Here is a 23,157-nt window from a genome sequence, read left to right on the forward strand (position 1 = left end):
GGGAATTCGCTTTGCCCCCTAATGCGCCCCAAGGATACTATCCATTCCCGATGCTGCTAAACCTCATTGCTAACGACAGGCCCCGATGCTCGGCTTAATCCGCTCCCTGACCAAGTCCCGTATCGGCGCCCTCGTCGCGCTGGTGTTCATCGGGCTCATCGCGCTCTCGTTTGCGGGTGCGGATATCTCCGGCTCCAAGTTCGGCGGGGCGGCCAATGCCGATCGCGCCGTGACGGTGGGCTCGGCGCATATCGGCACCGTTGAGGTGCAGAAGGCGATGAGCAACGCGCTCGAAAACGCCCGCGCCGAAAGCCCGACGGTGACGATGAAGGATTTCGTCGCACAAGGCGCGCTTGAGCAAGTGGTCGACAGCCTGATCGATCGCACCGCACTGATGGAATGGGCGCGCCAGAGCGCGGTCGGCATGGGCGTGAGCAACCGGCTGGTTGACAGCGAGATTGCCAAGATGTCCGCCTTCCAGGGCGCGGACGGCAAGTTCAGCCAGGCCGCCTACAAGGCGCTGCTCGGCCAGAAGGGCATTTCCGATGCCGTGCTGCGGGATGATATCGCCAAGGGGCTGATCGCACGGGAAGTGCTGATCCCCGCCGGCGTCGGCGCCTCGATGCCGCAAAGCATCGCCATGCGCTATGCCGCCGTGCTCAAGGAAACGCGCGAAGGCGCCGTCCAGCTGATCCCTTCCGCCGCCTTTGCGCCCAAGACACCGCCGTCCGATGCCGATATCGCCGGCTTCTACAAGGCGAACGGCGCGCGCTACTTGCGTCCGGAACGCCGCACGATCCGCTATGCGATCTTTGACGAGAGCGCGATCAAGAACCTCCCCGCGCCGAGCGATGCCGAAGTGGCCACGCGCTACAAGCTCAATGCCGCCACTTACGCACCCACCGAAACCCGCGCGTTCACGCAAGTGATCGTCCCGACCGAACCCGCCGCCAAGGCGCTGGCCGCCGAAATCGCGGGCGGCAAGTCGATTGAGGCCGCTGCTGCCGCGAAGGGGCTTTCAGCTCGCAAGATTCCCGCCACCACCCGCGCCACTCTCCAGAGTGAAGGCTCGCTTGCAGTCGCCGATGCGGTTTTCACGGCCACCAAGGGTGCCCTTGCCGCGCCTGCCAAGGGCGCGCTCGGCTGGTACGTGATCCGGCTCGACAGCGTGATCCAGAACCCGGGCAAGTCGCTCGATCAAGCCCGCGGCGAAATCGTCACCGCGATCACCGCAGAAAAGCGCAAGGCCGCACTCGCCGATCTGTCGGCGAAGTTCGATGAAGCCTTCGGCAGCGGGACCGGCCTCGCCGACGTCGCCAAGAGCGCTGGCCTCACCGTGATCACCACCGATCCGCTCGAGGCAAACGGCGCTGTCCCCGGCCGTCCTGACATCAAGCCCAACGCCGATGTCACGCCGCTGCTGCAAGCCGCGTTCGGCATGGAGCGCGAAGGCCAGCCGCAGGTCGCCGAACTCAAGGCAGGCGAACGCTACGTCATCTTCGATGTCGGCCAGATCACCGCCGCCGCCCCGCCGCCGCTGGCCGAAGTGAAGGACAAGGTCGTCGCCGACCTGCAGACCTCGCGCGGCTACGGCGCGGCCAAGGTCGCCACCGACAAGCTCATGGCCGCCCTTGCAAAGAAAGTCCCTCTGGCAGAGGCGATCAAGTCGCTAGGCGTTGCAGTGCCTGCCGCGCAGCCGGTGAAGCTGCCGCGCGAGCAGCTCAACGCGATGCAGCCCAAGATCCCCGCCGCGCTCCAGCTGATGTTCGAGATGGCGCAGGGCACTGCCAAGAAGCTCGAAGCGCCAGGCAAGGCCGGCTTCCTCGTGGTCGTGCTCGACAAAGTCACCCCCGGCGAAGTCAAGGCGGACGATCCGTTCCTCGCCCGCGCGCGGGTTGAGCTTGGCCAGCTCACGGGCCGCGAATATGTCGATCAGCTGCGCGCTGCGGTGCGCGAAGCTGTCGGCGTGAAGCGCAACGATGCGGCCATTTCAGCGCTGCGCACGCAGCTGGGCGGCGGCCAGTAAGCCCGTGACGGCGCCGGACGCACTGGCGGCAGATACGCTCGCGCCGGGTATCGCTGGCCTGCTTCCCGATGGCGGCGTGCAGGCGCGCGCCGCGCTCGCGGCAGGCCGTCCCGCGCTCGTCTGGCACAAGCTGATCGCCGATACCGAGACCCCGGTCGGCGCCGCGCTCAAGCTCATGGTCCCCGGTCGCGGCGATTTCCTTCTGGAATCCGTCGAAGGCGGCGAAGTGCGCGGGCGCTACAGCCTGCTCGGGCTCGATCCCGATCTCGTGTTCCGCGCCGAGGGCAGCGAGGCCGTCATCAACCGCCAATGGCAGACCGACCGCGCGGCATTCGCCCCTCTGGCCGAACCCGCGCTTCCCGCTCTGCGCAGCCTCGTCGGCGAATGCCGCATCGATGTGCCGGAGGGCCTGCCCAAGTCGCTCGCCTGCCTCGTCGGCTACTTCGGCTACGAAACCATTGGCCTCGTCGAGAAGCTCCCCCGCGCTCCCGCCAGCCCGCTGGAACTGCCGGACATGCTGTTCGTGCGCCCGAGCGTCGTCCTGGTGTTCGACCGCCTGTCGGACGAACTCATCGCCGTCGCCCCCGTCTGGCCGTCAGCCGATTCGCCAGAACGCCTCGTCACCGCCGCGGCCGACCGGATCGACGCTGCCCTCGCGCGTCTGGCCGATCCCGTACCCGCCGACCCACGCCTCGAAGCGGCCGAGCCTGCCGAGCGCACCGCCATCATGTCGCCCGAGGACTACGCCCGCATGGTCCTGCGCGCCAAGGAGTACATCGAGGCGGGCGATATCTTCCAGGTCGTGCTCGCCCAGCGCTTCACCGTGCCTTTCCCGCTGCCGCCTGCCGCGCTCTACCGCTCGCTAAGGCGCATCAACCCCTCGCCTTTCCTCTACTTCCTCGATCTCCCCGGCTTCGCCCTCATCGGCTCGAGCCCGGAGATCCTCGTGCGTATCCGCGACGGCGAAGTGACCATCCGCCCCATCGCCGGCACCCGCCCGCGCGGCAAGACCGAGGCCGAGGACCGCGACAACGCGCAGAGCCTCCTCGCCGACCCCAAGGAGCGCGCCGAACACCTCATGCTGCTCGATCTCGGCCGCAACGATGTCGGCCGCGTCGCCGCCGCGGGCACGGTCAAGGTCACAGAGAGCTACACGATCGAGCGCTACAGCCACGTCATGCACATCGTCTCGAACGTGGTCGGCAAGCTCGACACCGCGCGGGCCGATTCGGTCGATGCGCTGTTCGCGGGCTTCCCCGCCGGCACCGTCAGCGGCGCCCCCAAGGTGCGTGCCTGCGAAGTGATCGCCGAACTCGAACCCGAAACCCGCGGCGCCTACGCTGGCGGCGTCGGCTATTTCGCGCCCGACGGCTCGGTCGACAGCTGCATCGTCCTCAGAACCGGCGTGCTCAAGGACGGCGTGCTCCATGTTCAGGCGGGCGCGGGCATCGTGGCTGACAGCATCCCCGAATACGAACAGCGCGAATGCGAAGCCAAGTCCGGCGCGCTCTTCGCGGCGGCGCGCGAGGCGCTGAGAGTCGCGAGTGAACCGAGGTTCGGGCAGTGAGCGAGGCCGACCTTGATCGGATTCGTTTCACGTCCTCTCCGGACAACAAGGATTGGACTTCCGCCTATTTCCTGATCATCCGGGACCGCTGGATCTGGCGTCGGCTCTGCATCACGTTTCTCGTGCTGTGGCTTTTCTACTTCGCTCTCGTCCTTGGCATTGATGTCATGGACTACGGCTGGCATCCGGATCATCTCGCGGCCAAGCTGATCGCCGCTTCCGGATGGGCCGGGCTTGTCGCAGCAGCCCTCATTCTGGTGACCGTGCTGTTGACGCCCCGCCGCGTACGCAAGGTTGTCGAGGACTCCGCGCGCTTGGCGCCTGAAACGCAGTTCGAGGCGAGCGGCCTTGGCCTGCATACCAGCAATGCCGTGAGCACGACCACGCTCGTCTGGCCGCAATTTCAGCGAAGGCTCGAAAACAGCCGGGTGATCATCCTGATGGTGACCCGCGGCAGCTTCTTCATAATCCGCAAGTCCGAGCTCGAACCCGGCGTGTGCGAAAAATTGCGCGCACTCCTCGTTGCCGCCGAAGTGCCAACCCGTTAGGCCTCACCCATGATCCTAGTCATCGACAACTACGACAGCTTCACCTGGAACCTCGTCCACTACCTCATGGAAATGGGTGCAAAGGTCGAAGTCGTGCGCAATGATGCGATGTCCGCCGGGCAGGCCATTTCCAGCGGCGCGCAAGGGTTCCTCATTTCGCCCGGCCCCTGCACGCCCAACGAGGCAGGGATCAGCCTCGATCTCGTCGGCGCCGCGGCCGATGCCGGCGTGCCGCTGCTCGGCGTCTGCCTCGGCCACCAGTCGATCGGCCAGTATTTCGGCGGGCAGGTCGTGCGCGGCGGGCTGATGCATGGCAAGACCAGCCCCGTCACGCATGATGGTACCGGCCTTTTCGAAGGCCTCCCCTCGCCCTTCACCGCCACGCGCTATCACAGCCTCGTGGTCGAGAACGTGCCGGAAAGCCTCGTAATCAACGCCACGTCCGACGACGGCCACGCCATGGGCTTCCGCCACACCTCGCTGCCGATCCACGGCGTGCAGTTCCACCCCGAATCGATCGCGACCGAACACGGCCACGCGCTTCTCGCCAATTTCCTGAAGATGTGCGGGATTACCGCGAAGCTGCCCACCCACCTCGCGGCATGATCCGGCTCCCCGACGTTACCGAAGCGCCGCTGGAGGAAGCCGAAGCCGAAGCCGCCTTCGCCGCGATCCTCGATGGCGCCGTGCCGGAAGAGAGCATCGCCCCCTTCCTCGTCGCGCTTGCCGAACGCGGCGAGACTGCCAGCGAAATCGCTGGCGCCGCCCGCGCCATGCGCGCCCGCATGATCCCCGTCAGCGCGCCTGCCAATGCCATCGACGTCTGCGGCACCGGCGGCGATGGCCACCACACGCTCAATGTCTCGACCGCGGTCAGCCTCGTCGTCGCGGCCTGCGGCGTCCCCGTCGCCAAGCATGGCAACCGCGCCGCCAGCAGCAAGGCAGGCGCGGCAGACACCCTGGAAGCCCTCGGCCTCAATCTCGACCGCGCGGTCGAAACCGCCGAAATGACGCTCGGCGATCTTGGCATCTGCTTCCTGTTTGCCGCGCGGCATCACCCGTCGATGGGCCGGATCATGCCGATCCGCAAAGCCATCGGCCGCCGCACGATCTTCAACCTGATGGGCCCGCTCGCCAATCCCGCCGGGGTGCGCCGCCAACTCGTCGGCATCGCGCGCCCCGCCTACGTGCCGATCTATGCCGAAGCGATCCGCCGCCTCGGCACCGAACACAGCATGGTCGTCTCGGGCGACGAGGGGCTCGATGAATTGAGCCTCGCGGGCGGCAACGAACTGGCCGAAGTAAAGGACGATCACGTCCTGATGCGCCGCGTCAGCGCTTCCGATGCGGGCCTCTCCGCCGCTCCGGTCGAGGCGCTGCGCGGCGGCGACCCGGCCTACAACGCCGCCGCCTTGCGCGCGCTTCTCCAGGGCGAACCCGGCCCCTACCGCGACGCCGTCCTCTTCAGCGCCGCCGCCGCGCTGATCGTTGCGGGCGAAGCTACCGATTGGCACGAGGGCGTCGAGGAAGCCGCCGAAGCCATCGACAAGGGGCTGGCGAATGCGCTGCTCAACTGCTGGATTGCTGCGCTGAAATAAGTGAGTTTCGCGCAGAGGCGCAGAGGCGCAGAGAAGAAGAAAATATTGTTCGCGCAGAGATCGCAAAGGGGTTGTGCGCCGCAGGCATTCATTGCTCCACACGTATGACGAATGAAAACGGCGGCTTCGCCGCAACCTGACATCTCCGCGCCTCTGCGCCTCTGCGCGAAACAATCTTCCCTTGCGCAGCCCCGCCCCCTAAAGCCCGCTCAAATGACCGACACGCTCACCAGGATCTGCGACACCACGCGCGAGGAAGTTGCCGCCCGCAAGGCGAAGGCCACACTCGCCGACCTTGCCGCCCGCGCCAGCGAACAAACCGCCCCGCGCGGCTTCGAAGCCGCCTTGCGCCAGCGCGCCGAAACCGGTTTCGCCCTCATCGCCGAAATCAAGAAGGCCAGCCCCTCCAAGGGCCTGATCCGCGCCGATTTCGATCCCCCCGCCCATGCCCGCGCCTATGAGGCGGGCGGTGCCACCTGCCTCTCGGTCCTTACCGACGCGCCCTATTTTCAAGGCCACGAGGACTACCTCGTCGCCGCCCGCGCCGCCTGCAATCTGCCCGTTCTGCGCAAGGACTTCATGGTCGATCCCTGGCAGTGCGCCGAAGCCCGCGCCATCGGAGCCGACGCGATCCTCATCATCGTCGCCGCGCTTGAAGACAGCGAAATGGCCGAGATCGAGGCCGCCGCACGCGAACACGGCATGGATGTCCTCGTCGAAGTCCACAACGAGGCCGAGATGGAGCGCGCCGCGCGCCTCCAGTCCCGCCTGATCGGGGTGAACAACCGCGATCTCAAGCGCTTCGTCACCGATCTCGGCACCACCGCCCGCCTCGCCCCGCTTGCGCCTGAAGGCACGCTGCTCGTCGCCGAAAGCGGCATCGGGGGCCACGCCGATGTGCTCACCCTAGCTGCGGCGGGCGCCAGGGTCTTTCTCGTCGGCGAAAGCCTGATGCGCAACGCTGACGTCACCGCCGCCACCCGCGCGCTCCTCGGTGCCTGATGGCCCGCTCAAGCTGTTTTTCGATGGCGGCTGCCGTCCCAATCCCGGATGCATGGAAACCGCCGTCGCGGCGCGGGGGCAAGTCTGGCACCGCCCTGCCATCGGCCACGGCACCAACGATCAGGCGGAATGGCTGGCCCTGCTCGCTGCGCTCGAAGTGGCGGGCGAGCTCGGCGCGGCTGACATCGTGCTGCTCGGCGATTCCGCGTTCGTCGTCGCACAGGCCAGCGGCAGGCTGAAGCCGCGCCCCGCTTTCGCGCCCTATCTCGCCCGCTACGCCGCGCTCGCCGCCCCGTTCGCGCGCGTCCGCATCCGCCGCATCCCCCGCGCGCAGAACCTCGCCGGAATAGCCCTTGCAAGGACATGGCCCCGATGAACACGCAAATGAAGACACTGGGCCTGATCGGCGGGATGAGCTGGGAAAGTTCTGCCGAATACTACCGCCTGATCAACCAGGGCGTGCGCGAAAGGCTCGGCCCCAAGGCTTCCGCGCGGCTTGTCCTGTGGTCGTTCGATTTCGCCGAGATTGCGGCCCTGCAGGCTGCTGGCCAGTGGCGCGCGCTCGATGCGCTGATGGTCGATGCCGCCCGCCGCCTCGAAGCCGCGGGTGCGGAAGCCATCGTGATCTGCACCAACACCATGCACAAATCGGTGCCCGAAATCGAAGCAGCGAGTGCGCTTCCCGTCCTCCATATCGCCGATCCCACGGCCCATGCGCTCAAGACCGCTGGCCACAGCAGAGTGGCCCTTCTCGGCACCGCCTTCACCATGGAGCAGGCCTTCTACCGCGCTCGCCTTGAAGAGCGGCACGGCCTTGAAGTGCTCATCCCCGAGGCGGAAGACCGCGCCGAAGTCCACCGCGTGATCTACGAGGAACTGGTTGCCGGCCGCATCGAGCCCGCATCCCGCGAAGCCTATCGCGGCGTGATCGCCCGCCTTGTCGCGCGCGGGGCCACTGCGGTGATCCTTGGCTGCACCGAAATCATGCTGCTGATCGGCCCGGAGGACAGCGCCGTACCGCTCTATGATACGACCCGTCTCCATGCTGAAGCTGCCGTTGCACTCGCGCTTGGCTGAGCGCTGCCGCTATCAGCATTGCCATCTGTCCTACAGCCCATGCTTGTGGCATCACGACCGCATGAAACCGCGCATTTCCTTGGCTCTTGAGGCTTCCGGCAGCCTCGCAGGCCCCGCCCCGGACCTTTCCCTCAGGACTGTGTCAACTGTGTCAACTTTGATGGATTTCAGGGCATGAGCGAACTCACCCACCTCGATGCACAGGGCCGCGCCCGCATGGTCGATGTCGGCGGCAAGGCGGAGACGCAGCGGGTCGCCGTGGCGCTTGGCCGGATCAGGATGAACGCTGCCACGCTCGCCGCCTTGCGCGATGGCACCACGCCCAAGGGCGATGTCCTCGCCGTCGCCCGCATCGCCGGGATCATGGCCGCCAAGCGCACGGCCGAGCTGATTCCGCTGTGCCACCCCCTCGCCCTGGATGCCGTCAGCGTCGAATTCGCCTTCGTGGAAGACGGCGTCGAAGCGCGCGCGACTGCCTCGCTCACCGGGCGCACCGGGGTCGAAATGGAAGCGCTTACCGCCGTTTCGGTCGCGCTCCTCACCGTCTACGACATGGCCAAGGCGATCGACAAAGCCATGGAGATTGGCGATATCCGCCTCATCGAAAAGCGCGGCGGCAAATCGGGCGACTGGCGCGCACCGTGAATCCCCAGAGCCCGCCTCGCCCCAACCCGCCCTTGCCGCTTGAGGAAGCGCAGCGCCGCCTGATGGCCATTGCGCCCCTGCTGCCGATCGAACACCGCGCCGCCGCCGATTGCCTTGGCTTCCATCTTGCCGAGCCGCTCACCGCGCTGCGCACCCAGCCCGCCGCCGATGTCTCCGCCATGGATGGCTATGCCCTGCGCGCTGCCGATCTGCCGGGCCCGTGGCGAGTGATCGGCGAGAGTGCGGCAGGTCGCCCCTTTGGCGGCACCGTGGGGCCGGGCGAGGCGGCCCGGATCAGCACCGGTGCGCTTGTCCCAGCCGGTGCGGACATGGTCCTGATCCAGGAAGATGCCGCGCGTGAGGGCGATACGCTCACCCTAACCGGCACCCCGCCCGAGCCGCCGACCCGCCATATCCGCCCAGCCGGCATGGATTTCCGGCGCGGCGACATGCTGATGACACCAGGCGCCCGGATCGGCGCCGCGCAGATCGCGCTCGCGCTCACCGCAGGCCATGCGCATCTCCCGGTGCGGCGACCACTTGAACTCGCGGTGATCGACGGCGGTGACGAGCTTGCCGCCCCCGGTGCAGACCTCGCGGTACACCAGCTGCCCGCCAGCAACAGCGCCATGCTCGCCGCACTCGCCGCGCAGCCTGCCGTGCGAATCACCCGGATCGGCCCGGTTCCCGATCGGCTCGAGGCACTGAAAGCCGCCTTCGAGGCCGCGCGCGGTGCAGATGTCATCGTCACCAGCGGCGGCGCCTCGGTCGGAGATCATGATCTCGTCCGCCCCGCCCTTGACGAACTGGGCGCCGAACTCACGTTCTGGCGCGTCGCGATCAAGCCGGGGAAACCATTGCTCGTCGCCCGCCGGGGCACGCAGGTCATCCTTGGCCTGCCGGGCAATCCTGCCGCGGCCTTCGTCACCGGGTTCCTCTTCCTCCTGCCCCTCATCCGCGCCGCACTCGGTGCGGCCGATGCGATGCCGCGCTCCATTCCCGCCGCGCTCAGGGAAGCCATGCCTGCGGGCGGCAGCCGCATGGAATTCCTGCGCGCGGTGTGGGACGCCGGCGAAGTCTCGCTCGATGGCCTGCAGGATTCCGGCGCGCTGTCCTCGCTCGCCCGCGCCAATGCTCTGGTGGTGCGCCCGGCCCATGCGCCGGAAACGCCCGCGGGTCAGTTTGTTCCTGTATACCTGCTGTAAATGCACGGAATTGCTTGACGGGTATTATTTCGTTGCTTATTCGTTCCGCATTCGTTCACTAGATGGGAGTGCGCAAGGATGCTCACGCGCAAGCAGCATGAACTGCTGACCTTCATTCAGACACGCCTTGAAGCAAGCGGTATCTCCCCCTCGTTCGAGGAAATGAAGGAAGCGCTGGACCTCAAGTCCAAGTCCGGTGTGCACCGGTTGATCTCGGCGCTGGAAGAACGCGGCTTCATCCGCCGCCTGCCCAATCGGGCGCGCGCGCTCGAAGTGATCCGTGAAAGCGATGCGGGCGGCGCCAAGCCGGCGCAGCGCGCCACCGCCAGCGCGCCGAGTGCGCTTGCACCGCTCCGCAGTCAGGCGCCTGCGCGCGAACCGGCGAACGACGTGATCGAAATTCCCCTCCATGGCCGCATCGCCGCGGGCGTCCCGATCGAAGCGCTCGAGGGGACGGCCACCCTTCCCGTCCCGGCCGCCCTGCTTGGCTCGGGTGAGCACTACGCGCTTGAAGTCTCCGGCGATTCGATGGTCGAGGCCGGCATTCTCGATGGCGACTATGCGCTCGTGCGCCGCACCGATACTGCGCGCGACGGTGAGATCGTCGTCGCACTGGTGCGCGGCGAGGAAGCGACGCTCAAGTACCTCCGGCGCGAGCGCGGCATGGTCCGCCTCGATCCGGCCAACGCGGCCTATGATCCGCAGTACTACCAGCCGCATGAAGTCCAGGTTCAGGGCAAGCTCGCAGGACTGCTCCGCCGCTATCACTAAGTGGATGACGGCTCCGGCGCCCCGCTGGCGACCGGGGCCGGCCAGTCGCGTCTGGCGCGGGGCCGGTAAGGCGGCGGTCGGCGGAACCAGCCATGCTCGCCCTGCGTCTCCGCCACGCTGCGGACCCGGCCCGAGACGAGATCGATCGCGAGCCCGCCGGTCTGGCCGAGCAGCGCCCGGTCCGCTTTGAGGAGGCGCGGCTTGCAGGCGGAAGGCAGGCGGCGATCCGCCACCACGATATCGGCGCGCGCGCAGGCTGCGGCCAGCACCGGCACCGCCACCAGATCCTTGCCCCGCGCCATCAGCAGATCGAACCGCCGCCCACCCCGCGTTAGCGAGATCGCGCAGAAATCCTGATTGCAGCGGGCGCCCTTCCAATCCTCCAGCGCCACCGCGTCGCCCGTCATCCCCGCGTTTTCAAGCAGCGCCGTGCGGGTATAGCTTTCCTCTCGCACCGCGCGCAGCACAAGGAGATCCGGCCCCTCCCCCGTAATCCCGACATGGTGCCCATCGCCCGAGACAAGCACATCGGGCGTCCGCGTCAACAGTACCGCCGCCACCCCCAGCGCGATCGGCGCGAAGCCCCACAGCCGCACTTGCCCCGTCCACAGCGCCAGCCACAGCAGCCCGACAACGAACAGCGCGAACGTGCCGCCGTTCATCCCCGGCATCATCGTCACCGCACCGGGCTGGGCGGCAACCAGATGAGCGAGCCACAGCAGCAGTTCGAGCGACTTGCCCACCGCCCACCACGCCGGTGCGCCCAGCCCGAACACGTCCAGCGCCAGCCCCAGTGCGATCAGCGGCATTGTCAGCACGGTGGTGAGCGGGATCGCGATCACGTTCGCCGCGGCGCCGTAGATGCCTGCGCCGTGGAAGTGAAACAGGCTGATCGGCATGAGCGAGAGTTCGATCACAAGGCCGGTCATCAGCAACATCGCCAGATGCCGCGCCAGCCGCGTCACCCGCCCCTCGTGGCTGTGCGCAAGAAACGCCTTGGCCGGCGCTGCCGTGCTGAACGATACGATGGCGATGACCGAGGCGAAGCTCATCTGAAAGCTCGGCCCCAGCACTGCCTCTGGCCAGAGCAGCATGACAATCAGCGCGGCCGTCGCCAGCAACCGCAGCGAGAGCGGATCGCGCCCCAGCGCCAGCGCGGTCAGCACCAGCAGCGATCCCGCCACCGAGCGCACCGTGGGCACTTCGGCGCCGGTCAGCACCGTGTAGAACAAGCCGACCCCCGCCCCGACACCTGCCGCCAGCAGCGGCAGACGCACGCGCAGGGCGATGAACGGGAACAGTGCAAGCAGGCGGATCGTCAGGAAATAGGCACCCGCGATCACCGCGCTCACGTGCAGCCCGCTGATCGACAGCAAGTGCGTGAGGCCCGCATCGCGCATGGCGTCCTCATCCGTTTGCGCGATCGCGCCGCGGTCACCGCTGGCAAAGGCGGCGGCAATCGTGCCCGGGGAGCCGGACAACTGCGCACGGACATGGTCCGCAAGCCGCTGCTGCCATTGCCGAAGCGACCAGCCTTCCCGCGCGGGCGCGACGAGAGTGACCGGCCCCACCACGTTGCCGGTTGCCGCCAGCCCCTGAAACCAGGCTGCGCGGGCAAAATCGTAGGAGCCGGGCAACATCGGCGGAGCCGGCGGCATGAGCCGCGCGCGCAGGCGAACTTCGGCGCCTTCGACAAGCCCGGGCGAATCGCCCGCATCGGGCAGATTGAGCCGCACCAGGAGCGGCTTGGGATGTCCTTCCACATATGCGCTGACCAGCAGGCGCACCCGGTCTCGCGCGCCTTCCACCTGCCGGTCGATCACCCGGCCCTGCATCACCGCCACTTCGGGCCGCGCGATGCCGGGCATTCCGACCAGCGCGGACTTGATCCAGATCGTGCCGCAGCCTGCGCCAAGCATAAGTGCAATGCCGATCAGGGCTGCCCGCAGGTGGCCAAGATCACCCTCCGAATCGATCAGCAAACCGCCCATCGCCGCCGCACCGCACAATGCCAGGAAACCCGACCACTGCCACGGCCCCGGAAGCACGGCCCAGCAAGCGATTCCAAGCGCAAAGCCCACTGCCAGCCACGGCCCGCGCTCGAACGGCCGGGCGGCAAGGAACGCCTCAATGGTGCGGTGCATGCTGGACAAGGCGGCAAGTTTGTCCCAGAGGCGTGGCGTCCGCGACGCGGGTTCGCCGAGAGGTTGGGCCAATGTCCGCGACATGACCGGATTAGGAAGGATCGCGCCAACAATGGCAAGCGCCAGTGACACCGTTTCTGCAGGATCAGGCGCGGACTCTGCTGGTGTGCGCAAAGGCGTGGTCACACGGTTTGCGCCTTCGCCGACCGGCTACCTGCATATTGGCGGCGCGCGCACAGCGCTGTTCAACTGGCTCTTTGCACGCCATCACGGCGGCACCTATCTGCTCCGCATCGAGGATACCGACCGCGCGCGTTCGACCGAACCGGCGATCGAGGCCATTTTTGACGGGCTAAACTGGCTCGGCCTTGGCGGCGACGAGGAACCGGTGTTCCAGTTCGCGCGTTCCGAGCGCCATGCCGAAGTCGCGCACAAGTTGCTCGAGGCGGGCCACGCCTATCGCTGCTACCTCACGCAGGAGGAGCTCGCTGCCCGCCGCGCCGCCGCGCAGGCCGAGCGGCGTCCCTTCCGGATCGAGAGCGAGTGGCGCGATGCGGACCCGTCGACCTGGCCCGAAGGCCAGCCGTGGGTCGTGCGGATCAAGGCCCCGCGTGATGGCGCGACGACGATCGATGACCTCGTGCAGGGCCCGATCACCGTCCAGAACGTGGAGATCGACGATTACGTCATCCTCCGCTCGGACGGCACGCCAACCTACATGCTCGCGGTGGTGGTGGACGACCACGACATGGGCGTGACCCACGTGATCCGCGGCGACGATCATATCAACAACGCCTTCCGCCAGCTGGTGATCATCCGCGCGATGCAGGCGGTGGAAGGGTCCGGCTGGGAAGACCCGGCTTATGCCCATATCCCGCTGATCCACGGCGCGGACGGTGCGAAGCTTTCCAAGCGCCACGGCGCGCTGGGTGTCGATGCCTATCGTGACGAGCTGGGACTGCTGCCCGAAGCGGTTTTCAACTACCTGCTGCGGCTCGGCTGGGGCCACGGCGATGCCGAGATCATCAGCCGCGATGAGGCAGTCGCGTGGTTCGAGATCGGCGATGTCGGCAAGGGCGCAGCTCGGTTCGATCTCAAGAAGCTGCAAAACTTCAACGGCCACTACATCCGCGAGGCTGACGACGCACGGCTGGCCGCGCTGATCGCGCCGCGGCTGGGCGGGCTCGACGAGGCGGGGCTTGCGCTGCTGACTACGGCGATGCCGGTGCTCAAGGTGCGGGCGGCCGATCTCATGGAGCTGGCCGCCGGAGCGCGGTTCCTGTTCGCGCAGCGCCCGCTGGGGCTCGACGAGAAGGCTGCGGGCCTGCTGAACGAGGATGCACGCGCCTTGCTTGGCGCGGTGGCCGCGCGGCTTGCGGGCGAGGAATGGGCTGCAGCCCCGCTCGAAGCCGCGCTCAAGGCCATGGCGGAGGAGCGCGGGCTCGGACTCGGCAAGCTGGCGCAGCCGCTGCGCGCCGCGCTGACCGGCACGACTACCTCCCCGGGCATTTTCGACGTACTTGTACTTCTGGGACGAGACGAGTCGCTCGCCCGGATCGCTGACCAGGCCGGCAAGGCCGCATGATGTAACTTTAAGGGCCCCCGCCCGAACCGAAACAAGCCGGCCCAGCGCCGTGCAGCACGAAGAAGAAAACAGGAGGCTAGAGCGTGAGCGACAATCAGGCGACCTTGAACGACGGCACCAAGGATACCACGATGCCGATCAAGAGCGGCACTATCGGTCCCGATGTCATCGATATCCGCAAGCTCTATGCCGAGACCGGCAAGTTCACCTACGATCCGGGCTTCACCAGCACGGCGAGCTGCGACAGCGCACTGACTTACATCGACGGCGACGAAGGCGTGCTGCTCCACCGCGGCTATCCGATCGGCCAGCTGGCCGAGAATTCGAGCTTCATGGAAGTGAGCTACCTGCTGCTCAACGGCGAGTTGCCCTCGGCCGATGAACTCGCGAATTTCAGCCGCACGATCACGCGGCACACCATGGTCCACGAACAGCTTTCGGTGTTCTACCGCGGCTTCCGCCGCGACGCGCACCCGATGGCGATCATGTGCGGCGTCGTCGGTGCGCTCTCGGCGTTCTATCACGATTCGACCGACATTTCAGACCCTGAACAGCGCAAGATCAGCGCCCACCGCCTGATCGCGAAGATGCCGACGATCGCGGCGATGGCCTACAAGTATTCGGTCGGCCAGCCCTTCGTTTATCCGCGCAACGACCTCTCCTACACCGGCAACTTCCTGCGCATGACCTTTGCGGTGCCGGCCGAGGAGTACGAAGTGAACCCGGTGGTCGAGCGCGCGCTTGACCGCATCTTCATCCTTCATGCCGACCATGAGCAGAACGCCTCGACCTCGACCGTGCGCCTTGCCGGTTCCTCGGGCGCCAATCCCTTCGCGTGCATCGCGGCGGGCATCGCATGCCTGTGGGGCCCGGCGCATGGCGGCGCGAACGAAGCTGCGCTCAACATGCTCAAGGAAATCGGCACGCCCGACAAGATCCCGCACTACATCGCGCGCGCCAAGGACAAGAACGATCCGTTCCGCCTGATGGGCTTTGGCCACCGCGTCTACAAGAACTACGACCCGCGTGCGACGGTGATGCAGCAGACGGTGCGCGAGGTCTTCGCCTCGCTCAAGGTCACCGATCCGCTGTTCGAAACCGCGCTGCGGCTTGAGGAGCTGGCGCTTTCCGATCCCTACTTCATCGAGAAGAAGCTGTTCCCGAACGTCGATTTCTATTCGGGCATCATCCTCTCGGCGATCGGCTTCCCGACCGCGATGTTCACCGCTCTCTTCGCGCTCGCCCGTACCGTTGGCTGGGTGGCGCAATGGAACGAAATGATCAGCGATCCCGGCCAGAAGATCGGCCGCCCGCGCCAGCTCTACACCGGTCCGGTGCAGCGCGACTACATTCCGGTTGAGAAGCGCTGAGCCTACGGGCGGCGAAACGAAGGAAAAGCGACATGGCCTTGATCCTGCGCGTACTCGGTATCGCCGCCCTCCTCATGGGCTTGCTCTGGATGGGCCAGGGGGCCGGCATCATCATGTGGCCGGCGTCCAGTTTCATGCTGGAGCAGAAAGTCTGGATCCTGTGGGGCGGCGTGCTGGCTGCGGCCGGGGCCGGCCTGCTGGTGCTGGCGCAGCGCCGCCGATAGGGCTCAGGCCGTCCGGTCGGGCGGCAGGGTGAGTTCGAAGCGGGCGCCTTCGCCCGCCGCGCTGGTGACGACGAGATCCCCGCCCATCGCCCGCGCGAGGTGGCGCGAGATATAGAGGCCGAGGCCCGTCCCGCCATCACCGGTGCGGCCAAGCCGCTCGAACTTTTCGAACACGCGTGACGCCTGCTCGGCCGTGAGGCCGTGCCCCTCGTCCTGCACCGCGATCCACGCGCCGCGCGCATCGAGCCCTGCCGCGAGCGTGACGGCGGAGCCCGCCGGGCCATAGCGGATGGCGTTGGTGACGAGATTGAGCAGCACCTGCAGGACACGGCGGAACTCGCCGATGGCCGGTACGCGCAGGCCCGCATCGGGGGTATGCAGCGTGATCCCGCGCTCCTGCGCGCGCACCGAAAGGATCCCGGCTGCGCGCCTTGCGCAATCGGCCAGATCGATATGATCGGGCGCCGGCGCGAAACCCGGGGCCTCGACCGCTTCGAGATCGGCGAGATCCTCGATCAGGCTCATCAAATGGCGGCCGGCCTCGGCAATATCGTGCGCGTAGCTCGCATATTCATCGGCGAGCGGCCCGGCGAGCCGCGTGCGGATCGTCTCGGCATTGGCGATGATGCGGGTAATCGGCTGGCGCAGGGCCGGCGCCAGATCGCGGCCGAGCAGGCGGTTCCAGCTGGGCTGCTCGTCTTCCTCGGTGGGCTTTGCTTCGGTGGCAGCCAGGCTGGCAGGAAGTGCTTCGATGGCCTCCGGGATCGCGAGCAGCACAAAGCCGCCCTGTCCGCGCGGCAGGATACGCGCACGCCAGCTGCGGGCCGAACCTTCGACCGTGAACGGGGCATCATCGAGCAGACGCCAGTGCAGCGGGCCCTGCCGCGCTGTCATCAGATCGCTCACCCGCTCGATCTTCACGAAGTCGGTCCAGTACCGGCCGCGGCCGGTTTCCAGCGCACTGGCAAGGCTGGCGAGATCGGGCGCGCGTACATCGGCGACGATCACGCGCTGCGCCTCGTCGAGCAGGATTTCGGCCTCGGCAACATGATGCAGCAGCGCCTCGGGCACGGGCAATTCGGCGGCTGCTTCCTCACCGCGCTGCCACTGGCTGAGTTCGATAGCGGTCCCCTCGCCTTCAGGCGTCACCGAAGCGAGCGCGCTGACCGGATGACCTTCATCAACAGAAAGAATCGTCCGCGATGCAGCCTGCCCGGTCCGGCGCACGCGGCGCACCAGCGCGAGCAGCGCCGGCACCGCGATGGCGCCCGGCACGGTGCTGCCGCTGCGCAGTTGCAGGCCCGCCAGCGGCTCGTCCGCCGCGATCAGGCGGTCCTCGCCATCGGTGCGGGCACGGATCATGCCGCCCGGCGCCGTCGGGGCGGCCCCCTCTTCGCGCAGCGCGCTCATGAGCAAGGCTCGCCAAGCAGCGCGGCGGCCTCGCCGGGGGACAGGTCCGCATGGTCCTTCGGCAGGTTCGCATCGGGATGGAATGCCAGCGCGGCGGCAGCAACGGCGGCAGGGGCAAGGCCGCAAGCGCGCAGCGCCAGCACGAGGCGGGGCAACTGGCCTTCGATGGTCGTCATGATCGCAGCTTCGCGGCTGAGGCCGGATCCGCGGGCAAGCGCGGTGAAGAACAGCGCAACGCCGGACTGATCGATTTCGAGCGCAGCTGCCGCCCTGGCACCCATCGCATCAAGCACGCGGCTCATCTGGGTGAGCCGCGAGCGCGTCTCGTCGATCTGGGCTCGCACGCTGCGTTCAGCGATCACGGCATAGGCATCCGCCGAAGCGTCCATGCCGACATGCGCGCGCAGAGTGACCAGTGCAATGTGCACCAGATCGCCGGGCATCTCGCCCAGCGGCAGCTGCATCCGGCGCTGATTCTGGCAGAAGCGGGCTTGCGCGGCGAGGAGGCTCATCGCCGCGGCCGAGACAGCCGGGTCGGGATCGGCGATGCGTGCCTGCACGAGCGGCGGCAGGACCGGATCGATCGTACGGCTGCGCTCCATCCGCAAGGTCCACTGCCACTCGAGGGCAAGCGTATGAAAATGTTCGAGGAACGCGGGATTATCGGCAAGCACGTGGGCGAGTTCATCGGCCGCCTCGTGGGCCCACCCCTCGGGCTCGGCGTGACCTGCCGCCGCCGCCAGCGCGATCACCAGCTGGCGCGCCAGATCGACGAACATGCCGCGCACCCGCGCGACGATCTCGTCGCTGAAAATCGAGTTGTCATCACTGCGCAAAAGATGGCGCAGGATCGGCACGACATGGGCCACCGCACTGCGCGCAGCGGCGCTATCCTGCGCCAGCGGCGAGGTGCTCGCGCTTGCCGGGGCGCCGGAAGGTGCAGGTGTGGCCATCATCCCCAGCCTTAATCCGCGCTGGTTAATTCGGGGTTAGGGTGATTGCTGTCACGCGGGCCGCCCCCCATCCCCGGGGGCTTTGCCCAAAGGCCCGTCGAAGCGCCCCGCGAGCAACAGCCCGGCAACCAGCAGCGACACCACCAGCGCACGCAGCACGAAATCGAACGGGAGCAGGACGCTGGACAGCGCCAGCGCCACGCCGATGACGAAGCGGTCCCCCAACCACCAGATCCACGCCTCTTCAGGCTGGAGGCGCTGGAACAGCCGCAGCAGCAGGAACAGCACCACTGGCGGAAACCACGCAATGCCCCAGGGAACCCCGGTGACCGTGGGAATCTCGCTGCGCCAGGCACAGAGCGTGACGAACATGCCATCGAGAATCCAGTCAGCAAGGCGATCAAGCGGCGCCCCGCCCGACCACGCGATCAGCGAATCCCGCTCGACCCGCGCGAGCAGGCCCGCAACCTGATGCACCAGCCACGCCAGCGCGAACATGGCAAAACCGGGGCCGCACCAGCCAAACCAGCCCGCGCCGGTGCCGAGCAGTGCGGTAATCACTGCGCCAAGTGCAATCACATAGGGCCGCGTGCCGGCATGGAGCAGCGCCGGACCGAGCATCCGCACGATTCCCGCAGCGATCCACGAACCCGGCGAGCGCATTTCGGCACCGGCAGTGTGCAGCCGCACCCAGCCGGGCTCGGCCCGGTGCGCCTCGGCCTCGTCACGAATCAGGCGCCAGCGGCCCTGATCGAGCAGTAGTGCGGGAAGTTCGCGCTGTACCACGCGGGCCTGCGAAGCAATCCGCAGCAGCGCCGAGCCGGGGTTCCAGTCACCCGGCAGATCGCCCAGCGCGGCAATCAGCTTGCCCGGCAGCAGCATCGCCCCCGCCCCGGCATTGTTGATATCGATGCGCTCGAAGCCGAGCGGCAGACCGGCCTCGACCGGCACAGTGAGCATGACCGGCCCGTCACCCAGCAGGCGCAGCGCATCCTCGGGCATTGCCAGCAGCCCCTCGGCCAGCACCAGCAGTTCATCCTCGGCCGCGACCAGCGGCGCCAGCGCCCGCGCAGATGCGATGACATGAAAGCGCGCACCGCCCGCCTCCGCTATATGCTGAAGCGTGACGAGATCGCTGGTCAGTGTCTCGGCCAGAACCACGATGCGCGAGCAGCCAAGCGCCATGGCAAGGCCCAGCTGATGGCGCAGAATCGAGCGCCCGCCAATCGGGAGCAGGCCGCGAAGACCCTGTGGCTCGCCCTGTGCGGCGTCCATCAACGACAACAATGCAACCCGCAAGGCGGCGACCTCCCTTTGCCCCATGCTAGGCGCAGGCGCGCGCGCTGCCAAGCTTGGCAGCAAATATCAGCCGGTCGGTTCTATGGAGTCCAGAGCGGCTGCAATGCGGCGCAGGACCGCCGGTTCACCCGGAGCGCTATTGAGAGCCTGGTCGGCCAGCACGATAAGCTCTTCGGCATGGAAGGTTGCGGCAAGACTTTTCAGCCGCATGGCCGCCATTTCCCAATTGCCGTCGCACCGCGAGCGGCCAAGCAGATCGAGCTGTCGGCGCGCGCTTTCGACGAAGGCCGCGCGCAATTCGCGAAACAGCTCCGCATCGTCTCCGGTCGCCGCAGCCAGATGGGCATCGATCGCATCGCCAAGGTAAGCCATGGCCGAAGAATATAAGAACGAAGTTAAGTTGCCTTTAAGCGGCGGCCCCAAGTGTGATAAGCACGCGGACATGGCCGGGGGAAGAAAGATCATCGCCATCGAAGGCGGCGCGGACGACAATGCAGCCAATGCGGCTGCCATCCAGCTGGGCACGCGCCTGGCGGATGAAGCGCGGCTGGAAGATGCGGACGGCAGCGCGGCAGCGGAAGGCGGCTGGCCGATCTCGTCGGCTCCGGACGAAAGCGCGGCCGCCTGGGACGATGAAGACGAAGGAGCCCCGAGGTTGCAGCGTGAATGGCTCGGGCTTGCCATTGGCGGAGCGCTGATCGCTGCATGGACCGGCGTATTCGTCATGGCCAACCTTCCCGCGTTCCAGCAGGCCCAGCCGCTCGGCGTGTGGACCGGACTGATCTCGGAGTGGTCCGCGCCGGTGCTGGTGGTACTGGTTGCGCTCCTGCTCGTGCGGCGTGGCAGCCGCCGCGAGGCGGCGCGTTTCGGCGATGCCGCGCAGCTGCTCCGCATCGAATCGCAGCAGCTTGAACGCCGCCTTGCCGCGGTGAACACCGAACTTTCGCTCGCGCGCGATTTTCTGGCGGCACAGGGCCGCGATCTCGAATCGCTCGGCCGCATCGCCGTGGAGCGCATCAGCGGCAATGCCGGGCAGTTGCAGGCACTGATCGCGAGCAATGGCGTGCAGGTTGACCGCATCGGTACCGTCTCGGACCATGCGCTCGAGAACATGGAGAAGCTACGCGGCCAGCTGCCAGTGATTGCCAATTCGGCGAAGGACGTCACCAACACCATCGCCAATGCCGGGCGCACCGCGCATGCCCAGCTGGAGGACCTCGTCGCCGGGTTCCAGCGGCTCAACGAGTTCGGTCAGGCAAGCGAGCGGCAGGTCGCCACCGTGCGCGAGCAGGTCGATGCCGCGCTCGCCGCGTTCGAAGAAAGCGCGGGCCGCATCACCGAGCTGAGCGAGGCGCGTTTCGCCGCGCTCGAACAAGGGGCCGAGGCGCATCGCCAGCGCCTCGATGCCGAGGAAATCGCCGCCCTCGCCGCCATCCGCGCCCGCTCCGAAACGCTGGGCGAAGAACTTGCCCGCCAGCGCGAGGCGATCGTCCGCAGCGAGGAGGACACGCTCGCCGCGCTTGGTGCGCGCTTTGCCGCGATGCGCGCGGAAAGCGGCGCGTTCAGCCGCTCGCTCAGCAGCGCGGAGGACACTGCGCTAGGGCAGTTCGCCGAGCGGTCCGAAACCCAGCTCGCGGCCTTGCGCCAGGCCATCGAAGCACTTGGCAGCGATCACGAGGAACTCATTTCCGCCTCGCGCGACCGGCTCGCGGCGTTTGAGGCCAATGCCGCCGATCTCACTCGCCGCCTTGCCGAGGATGCGCGCCTGCTTGACGAACAGCTTGCCGCCCGGCGCGCCAATCTTGAAGTCGCCTCGGCCGAGCAGCGCGCCGCGCTCACGCAGAGCCTTGCCGATCTCGACAGCGCCATCCGCGAACGCCGCTCCGCGATGGCGGCCGCCGGCGCGGAAGCGGCCGAGGCGCTGGCCCGCAAGCTTGCCGATCTCGATCTTGCAGTCGAAGCGCAGCGCCTGCGCCAGCTGGAGGAAGCGCGCGCGCTCGGCAGCCAGTGTGAGGCGATTGCCGCGCAAGTCGCCGCCTTCAGCGAGACGATCAAAGCCTCCGGCGAGGCTGGCGATACGACTGCGGCCACCGTCGAGCACGCGCTGACGACGCTCGGCCAGCGGCTCATCGCCATGCGCGAGGCGCTGACCGGGACTGACGGGCAGATCGGCACGCTCACCGATTCGGCAGTACGGCTGCTCGAGCTTATCCAGGCGGGCGGCGAGCATGCTGGGACCGTCCTTCCCGCAGCGCTGGGCAGTGCGGAAGCAGAGCTCGGCGCGTTCGAGAACCGCGTCGAGCGGATGCGCACGGTGCTAGACGAAGCGGGCGAGACGGGCCGCGCGCTCTCACAGGACGTGGAAAGCACGCGCAGCGGCCTCAAGGCGGCGATGGCCGAAGCCGCGCGCATGCAGAAGACGCTCGCTGCGCAATCGGCCGAACAGGAGGCGCGGCTCGGCGAACTGCGCGCGCTGCTCGCAGCCGCGCGGGAGGACAGCGAGGCGCTGTCGCAGAATATCGACGGGCAGCTTTCGGGCGCCATTGTCCGCGTCCTGCAGGGCCGCGGCGCCGAACTGGTCGCCCGGCTCGAAGAGGCGATCGACAGCGCCGCTTCTGCCAGCCGCGAGACCGCGATCCAGATGCGCGATCAGCTTGCCAAGGTGGACGAGCTCGCTGGCAACCTCGAAAACCGCGTCGCCCGCGCGCGCGAACGCGCCGAGGAGCAAGTCGACAACGACTTCGCTCGGCGCACGGCACTGATCACCGAATCGCTCAATTCCACCGCGATCGACATCACCAAGGTGCTTTCTGCAGACGTTTCGGAAACCGCCTGGGCCTCCTACCTGCGCGGAGACCGCGGCATCTTCACCCGCCGCGCGGTCAGCCTGCTCGACAGCGGCGAAGTGCGCGCGGTGCAGCAGCATTACGAGGCCGACACCGAATTCCGCGGCCACGTGAACCGCTACATCCACGATTTCGAAGCGATGCTGCGCCAGCTGCTCTCGACCCGCGACGGCCATGCACTGGGCGTGACGCTGCTCTCATCGGATATGGGCAAGCTTTACGTGGCGCTGGCGCAGGGGATCGAGCGGCTGCGGACCTAGAGCCGCTTCCACATCAGCGCTTCATCCACATAGCTGCCGTCGCTGCGGTGCACCGAATCCGGTTCCTTGGCGTAGAGCACATAGCCGTGGCGTTCGTAGAGCGCCTGGGCGCGGGGGTTGTCGGCCATCAGGGTCAGTTGCAGCTGGCGCAGGCCGAGCGCGCGGGCATCGGCCTCTAGCTGTTCCAGAATGCGCGCAGCTGCGCCTGTGCCGCGCGCGGCGGGGACGGCGTACATGCCCCAGACGAGGCCCTTGTGATCGAGCTTCTGCCCCGCGATCCGCGTGAGGCCGCCGACGGCAAGCCATTCGCTCCCCTGCACCACGGCATAGACATGATCTTGCGCCAGCCGCTGGCGCCACGCGGCCACGCCGATGGCGTCATCATCCGCCCCGGCGCCGCGAAAGCTCATCGCCTCGGCTTCGAACATCATTTGGCGCAGCGCGAGGAAGCGCGTCGTATCGTCAGGGTCCAGTCGCATGATTTCCATGTGCGCCGCCTACAGTATCGTGCATCGTTTCTGAACCACCCGCCTCCCCTACACCCGTCCATCCTGAGCTTGTCGAAGGACTGCATTTCCTTGCGGCGTGCGCCTCGTCCGCAAGTGGAAGGACAGTGCTTCGACAAGC

The 23,157-nt window shown here is 67.5% G+C and carries 21 protein-coding genes; 15 read left to right on the forward strand and 6 right to left on the reverse strand.

Going from position 1 to position 23,157, the window contains the following annotated elements; genetic code table 11:
• Positions 1-85 precede the first annotated feature (85 nt).
• The 11 genes from ACO056_RS13505 (at position 86) to lexA (ending at position 10,439) form a co-directional block, all read left to right on the forward strand.
• Positions 86-2,026 (forward strand): SurA N-terminal domain-containing protein, encoded by a 1,941-nt coding sequence (locus tag ACO056_RS13505; protein ID WP_421847562.1) that lies wholly within the window; start codon positions 86-88, stop codon positions 2,024-2,026.
• Positions 1,980-3,593 (forward strand): anthranilate synthase component I family protein, encoded by a 1,614-nt coding sequence (locus tag ACO056_RS13510; protein WP_421847564.1) that lies wholly within the window; start codon positions 1,980-1,982, stop codon positions 3,591-3,593. The genes ACO056_RS13505 and ACO056_RS13510 overlap by 47 nt, the downstream gene beginning before the upstream one ends.
• Positions 3,590-4,141 (forward strand): YcxB family protein, encoded by a 552-nt coding sequence (locus ACO056_RS13515; protein ID WP_421847566.1) that lies wholly within the window; start codon positions 3,590-3,592, stop codon positions 4,139-4,141. The genes ACO056_RS13510 and ACO056_RS13515 overlap by 4 nt, the downstream gene beginning before the upstream one ends.
• A 9-nt stretch (positions 4,142-4,150) precedes the next feature.
• Positions 4,151-4,747, forward strand: a complete 597-nt coding sequence (locus ACO056_RS13520) for an anthranilate synthase component II (RefSeq protein WP_421847568.1) — start codon at positions 4,151-4,153, stop codon at positions 4,745-4,747.
• The gene (gene trpD, locus ACO056_RS13525) at positions 4,744-5,739 is read left to right on the forward strand and encodes an anthranilate phosphoribosyltransferase (protein WP_421847570.1); all 996 of its coding nucleotides are present in this window, start codon (positions 4,744-4,746) and stop codon (positions 5,737-5,739) included. Before ACO056_RS13520 ends, trpD begins: the two co-directional genes overlap by 4 nt.
• 213 nt (positions 5,740-5,952) lie before the next feature.
• Positions 5,953-6,741, forward strand: coding sequence for an indole-3-glycerol phosphate synthase TrpC (gene trpC / locus ACO056_RS13530; protein ID WP_421847572.1), 789 nt, complete (start codon positions 5,953-5,955; stop codon positions 6,739-6,741).
• A complete protein-coding gene (locus tag ACO056_RS13535; protein WP_421847574.1) occupies positions 6,734-7,117 on the forward strand; it encodes a reverse transcriptase-like protein in 384 nt (127 codons plus the stop codon). Before trpC ends, ACO056_RS13535 begins: the two co-directional genes overlap by 8 nt.
• Positions 7,118-7,125: 8 nt before the next feature.
• The gene (locus tag ACO056_RS13540) at positions 7,126-7,818 is read left to right on the forward strand and encodes an aspartate/glutamate racemase family protein (RefSeq protein WP_421855507.1); all 693 of its coding nucleotides are present in this window, start codon (positions 7,126-7,128) and stop codon (positions 7,816-7,818) included.
• 174 nt (positions 7,819-7,992) lie between these two features.
• Positions 7,993-8,463 (forward strand): cyclic pyranopterin monophosphate synthase MoaC, encoded by a 471-nt coding sequence (gene moaC, locus ACO056_RS13545; protein ID WP_421847576.1) that lies wholly within the window; start codon positions 7,993-7,995, stop codon positions 8,461-8,463.
• A complete protein-coding gene (locus tag ACO056_RS13550; protein WP_421847578.1) occupies positions 8,460-9,668 on the forward strand; it encodes a molybdopterin molybdotransferase MoeA in 1,209 nt (402 codons plus the stop codon). Before moaC ends, ACO056_RS13550 begins: the two co-directional genes overlap by 4 nt.
• A gap of 78 nt (positions 9,669-9,746) precedes the next feature.
• Positions 9,747-10,439 (forward strand): transcriptional repressor LexA, encoded by a 693-nt coding sequence (gene lexA, locus ACO056_RS13555; protein ID WP_421847580.1) that lies wholly within the window; start codon positions 9,747-9,749, stop codon positions 10,437-10,439.
• On the opposite strand, the gene ACO056_RS13560 is transcribed toward lexA, so the two are convergent.
• The gene (locus ACO056_RS13560; protein ID WP_421847582.1) at positions 10,436-12,583 is read right to left on the reverse strand and encodes a ComEC/Rec2 family competence protein; all 2,148 of its coding nucleotides are present in this window, start codon (positions 12,581-12,583) and stop codon (positions 10,436-10,438) included. The two genes, lexA and ACO056_RS13560, sit on opposite strands and share 4 nt — an antisense overlap.
• Before the next feature lie 112 nt (positions 12,584-12,695).
• Here ACO056_RS13560 and gltX point away from each other — a divergent pair, with 112 nt between their 5' ends.
• The 3 genes from gltX (at position 12,696) to ACO056_RS13575 (ending at position 15,762) form a co-directional block, all read left to right on the forward strand.
• Positions 12,696-14,168, forward strand: coding sequence for a glutamate--tRNA ligase (gene gltX / locus ACO056_RS13565; RefSeq protein WP_421847584.1), 1,473 nt, complete (start codon positions 12,696-12,698; stop codon positions 14,166-14,168).
• Between the two features lie 83 nt (positions 14,169-14,251).
• Positions 14,252-15,538 (forward strand): citrate synthase, encoded by a 1,287-nt coding sequence (locus ACO056_RS13570; RefSeq protein ID WP_421847586.1) that lies wholly within the window; start codon positions 14,252-14,254, stop codon positions 15,536-15,538.
• A 32-nt stretch (positions 15,539-15,570) separates the two neighbouring features.
• Positions 15,571-15,762: a hypothetical protein gene (locus ACO056_RS13575; protein WP_421847588.1), complete on the forward strand. Its 192-nt coding sequence runs from the start codon at positions 15,571-15,573 to the stop codon at positions 15,760-15,762.
• Positions 15,763-15,765: 3 nt separating this feature from the next.
• On the opposite strand, the gene ACO056_RS13580 is transcribed toward ACO056_RS13575, so the two are convergent.
• From ACO056_RS13580 to ACO056_RS13595, 4 genes are all read right to left on the reverse strand, one after another.
• Positions 15,766-17,172: a sensor histidine kinase gene (locus ACO056_RS13580; RefSeq protein WP_421847590.1), complete on the reverse strand. Its 1,407-nt coding sequence runs from the start codon at positions 17,170-17,172 to the stop codon at positions 15,766-15,768.
• Positions 17,169-18,125, reverse strand: coding sequence for a hypothetical protein (locus tag ACO056_RS13585; protein ID WP_421847592.1), 957 nt, complete (start codon positions 18,123-18,125; stop codon positions 17,169-17,171). The genes ACO056_RS13580 and ACO056_RS13585 overlap by 4 nt, the downstream gene beginning before the upstream one ends.
• 51 nt (positions 18,126-18,176) lie before the next feature.
• Positions 18,177-19,400, reverse strand: a complete 1,224-nt coding sequence (locus ACO056_RS13590) for a hypothetical protein (RefSeq protein WP_421847593.1) — start codon at positions 19,398-19,400, stop codon at positions 18,177-18,179.
• Positions 19,401-19,490: 90 nt separating this feature from the next.
• Entirely contained in the window at positions 19,491-19,895 is a 405-nt protein-coding gene (locus ACO056_RS13595) for an Hpt domain-containing protein (protein ID WP_421847595.1), read from the reverse strand.
• On the opposite strand from ACO056_RS13595, the gene ACO056_RS13600 reads away from it, so the two are divergent.
• A complete protein-coding gene (locus ACO056_RS13600) occupies positions 19,867-22,530 on the forward strand; it encodes a hypothetical protein (RefSeq protein ID WP_421847597.1) in 2,664 nt (887 codons plus the stop codon). The genes ACO056_RS13595 and ACO056_RS13600 overlap by 29 nt on opposite strands.
• Here the strand turns inward: ACO056_RS13600 and ACO056_RS13605 are convergent.
• Positions 22,527-23,018: a GNAT family N-acetyltransferase gene (locus ACO056_RS13605; RefSeq protein ID WP_421847599.1), complete on the reverse strand. Its 492-nt coding sequence runs from the start codon at positions 23,016-23,018 to the stop codon at positions 22,527-22,529. The genes ACO056_RS13600 and ACO056_RS13605 overlap by 4 nt on opposite strands.
• Between the last annotated feature and the right edge of the window lie 139 nt (positions 23,019-23,157).

Source organism: Novosphingobium sp. (genome assembly GCF_965228995.1).
GTDB lineage: Bacteria > Pseudomonadota > Alphaproteobacteria > Sphingomonadales > Sphingomonadaceae > Novosphingobium.

Bases quoted from the DNA above. Each gene is read 5' to 3' on its own strand.
- lexA (WP_421847580.1), top strand. From the start codon at position 9,747: ATGCTCACGCGCAAGCAGCATGAACTGCTGACCTTCATTCAGACACGC.
- ACO056_RS13590 (WP_421847593.1), bottom strand. From the start codon at position 19,400: ATGGACGCCGCACAGGGCGAGCCACAGGGTCTTCGCGGCCTGCTCCCG.
- ACO056_RS13540 (WP_421855507.1), top strand. From the start codon at position 7,126: ATGAAGACACTGGGCCTGATCGGCGGGATGAGCTGGGAAAGTTCTGCC.
- moaC (WP_421847576.1), top strand. From the start codon at position 7,993: ATGAGCGAACTCACCCACCTCGATGCACAGGGCCGCGCCCGCATGGTC.
- ACO056_RS13505 (WP_421847562.1), top strand. From the start codon at position 86: ATGCTCGGCTTAATCCGCTCCCTGACCAAGTCCCGTATCGGCGCCCTC.
- ACO056_RS13595 (WP_421847595.1), bottom strand. From the start codon at position 19,895: ATGGCGATGATCTTTCTTCCCCCGGCCATGTCCGCGTGCTTATCACAC.
- ACO056_RS13520 (WP_421847568.1), top strand. From the start codon at position 4,151: ATGATCCTAGTCATCGACAACTACGACAGCTTCACCTGGAACCTCGTC.
- ACO056_RS13605 (WP_421847599.1), bottom strand. From the start codon at position 23,018: ATGGAAATCATGCGACTGGACCCTGACGATACGACGCGCTTCCTCGCG.
- ACO056_RS13600 (WP_421847597.1), top strand. From the start codon at position 19,867: ATGGCCGGGGGAAGAAAGATCATCGCCATCGAAGGCGGCGCGGACGAC.
- ACO056_RS13510 (WP_421847564.1), top strand. From the start codon at position 1,980: ATGCGGCCATTTCAGCGCTGCGCACGCAGCTGGGCGGCGGCCAGTAAG.
- gltX (WP_421847584.1), top strand. From the start codon at position 12,696: ATGGCAAGCGCCAGTGACACCGTTTCTGCAGGATCAGGCGCGGACTCT.
- trpD (WP_421847570.1), top strand. From the start codon at position 4,744: ATGATCCGGCTCCCCGACGTTACCGAAGCGCCGCTGGAGGAAGCCGAA.
- ACO056_RS13585 (WP_421847592.1), bottom strand. From the start codon at position 18,125: ATGGCCACACCTGCACCTTCCGGCGCCCCGGCAAGCGCGAGCACCTCG.
- ACO056_RS13575 (WP_421847588.1), top strand. From the start codon at position 15,571: ATGGCCTTGATCCTGCGCGTACTCGGTATCGCCGCCCTCCTCATGGGC.
- ACO056_RS13560 (WP_421847582.1), bottom strand. From the start codon at position 12,583: ATGCACCGCACCATTGAGGCGTTCCTTGCCGCCCGGCCGTTCGAGCGC.
- ACO056_RS13580 (WP_421847590.1), bottom strand. From the start codon at position 17,172: ATGAGCGCGCTGCGCGAAGAGGGGGCCGCCCCGACGGCGCCGGGCGGC.
- trpC (WP_421847572.1), top strand. From the start codon at position 5,953: ATGACCGACACGCTCACCAGGATCTGCGACACCACGCGCGAGGAAGTT.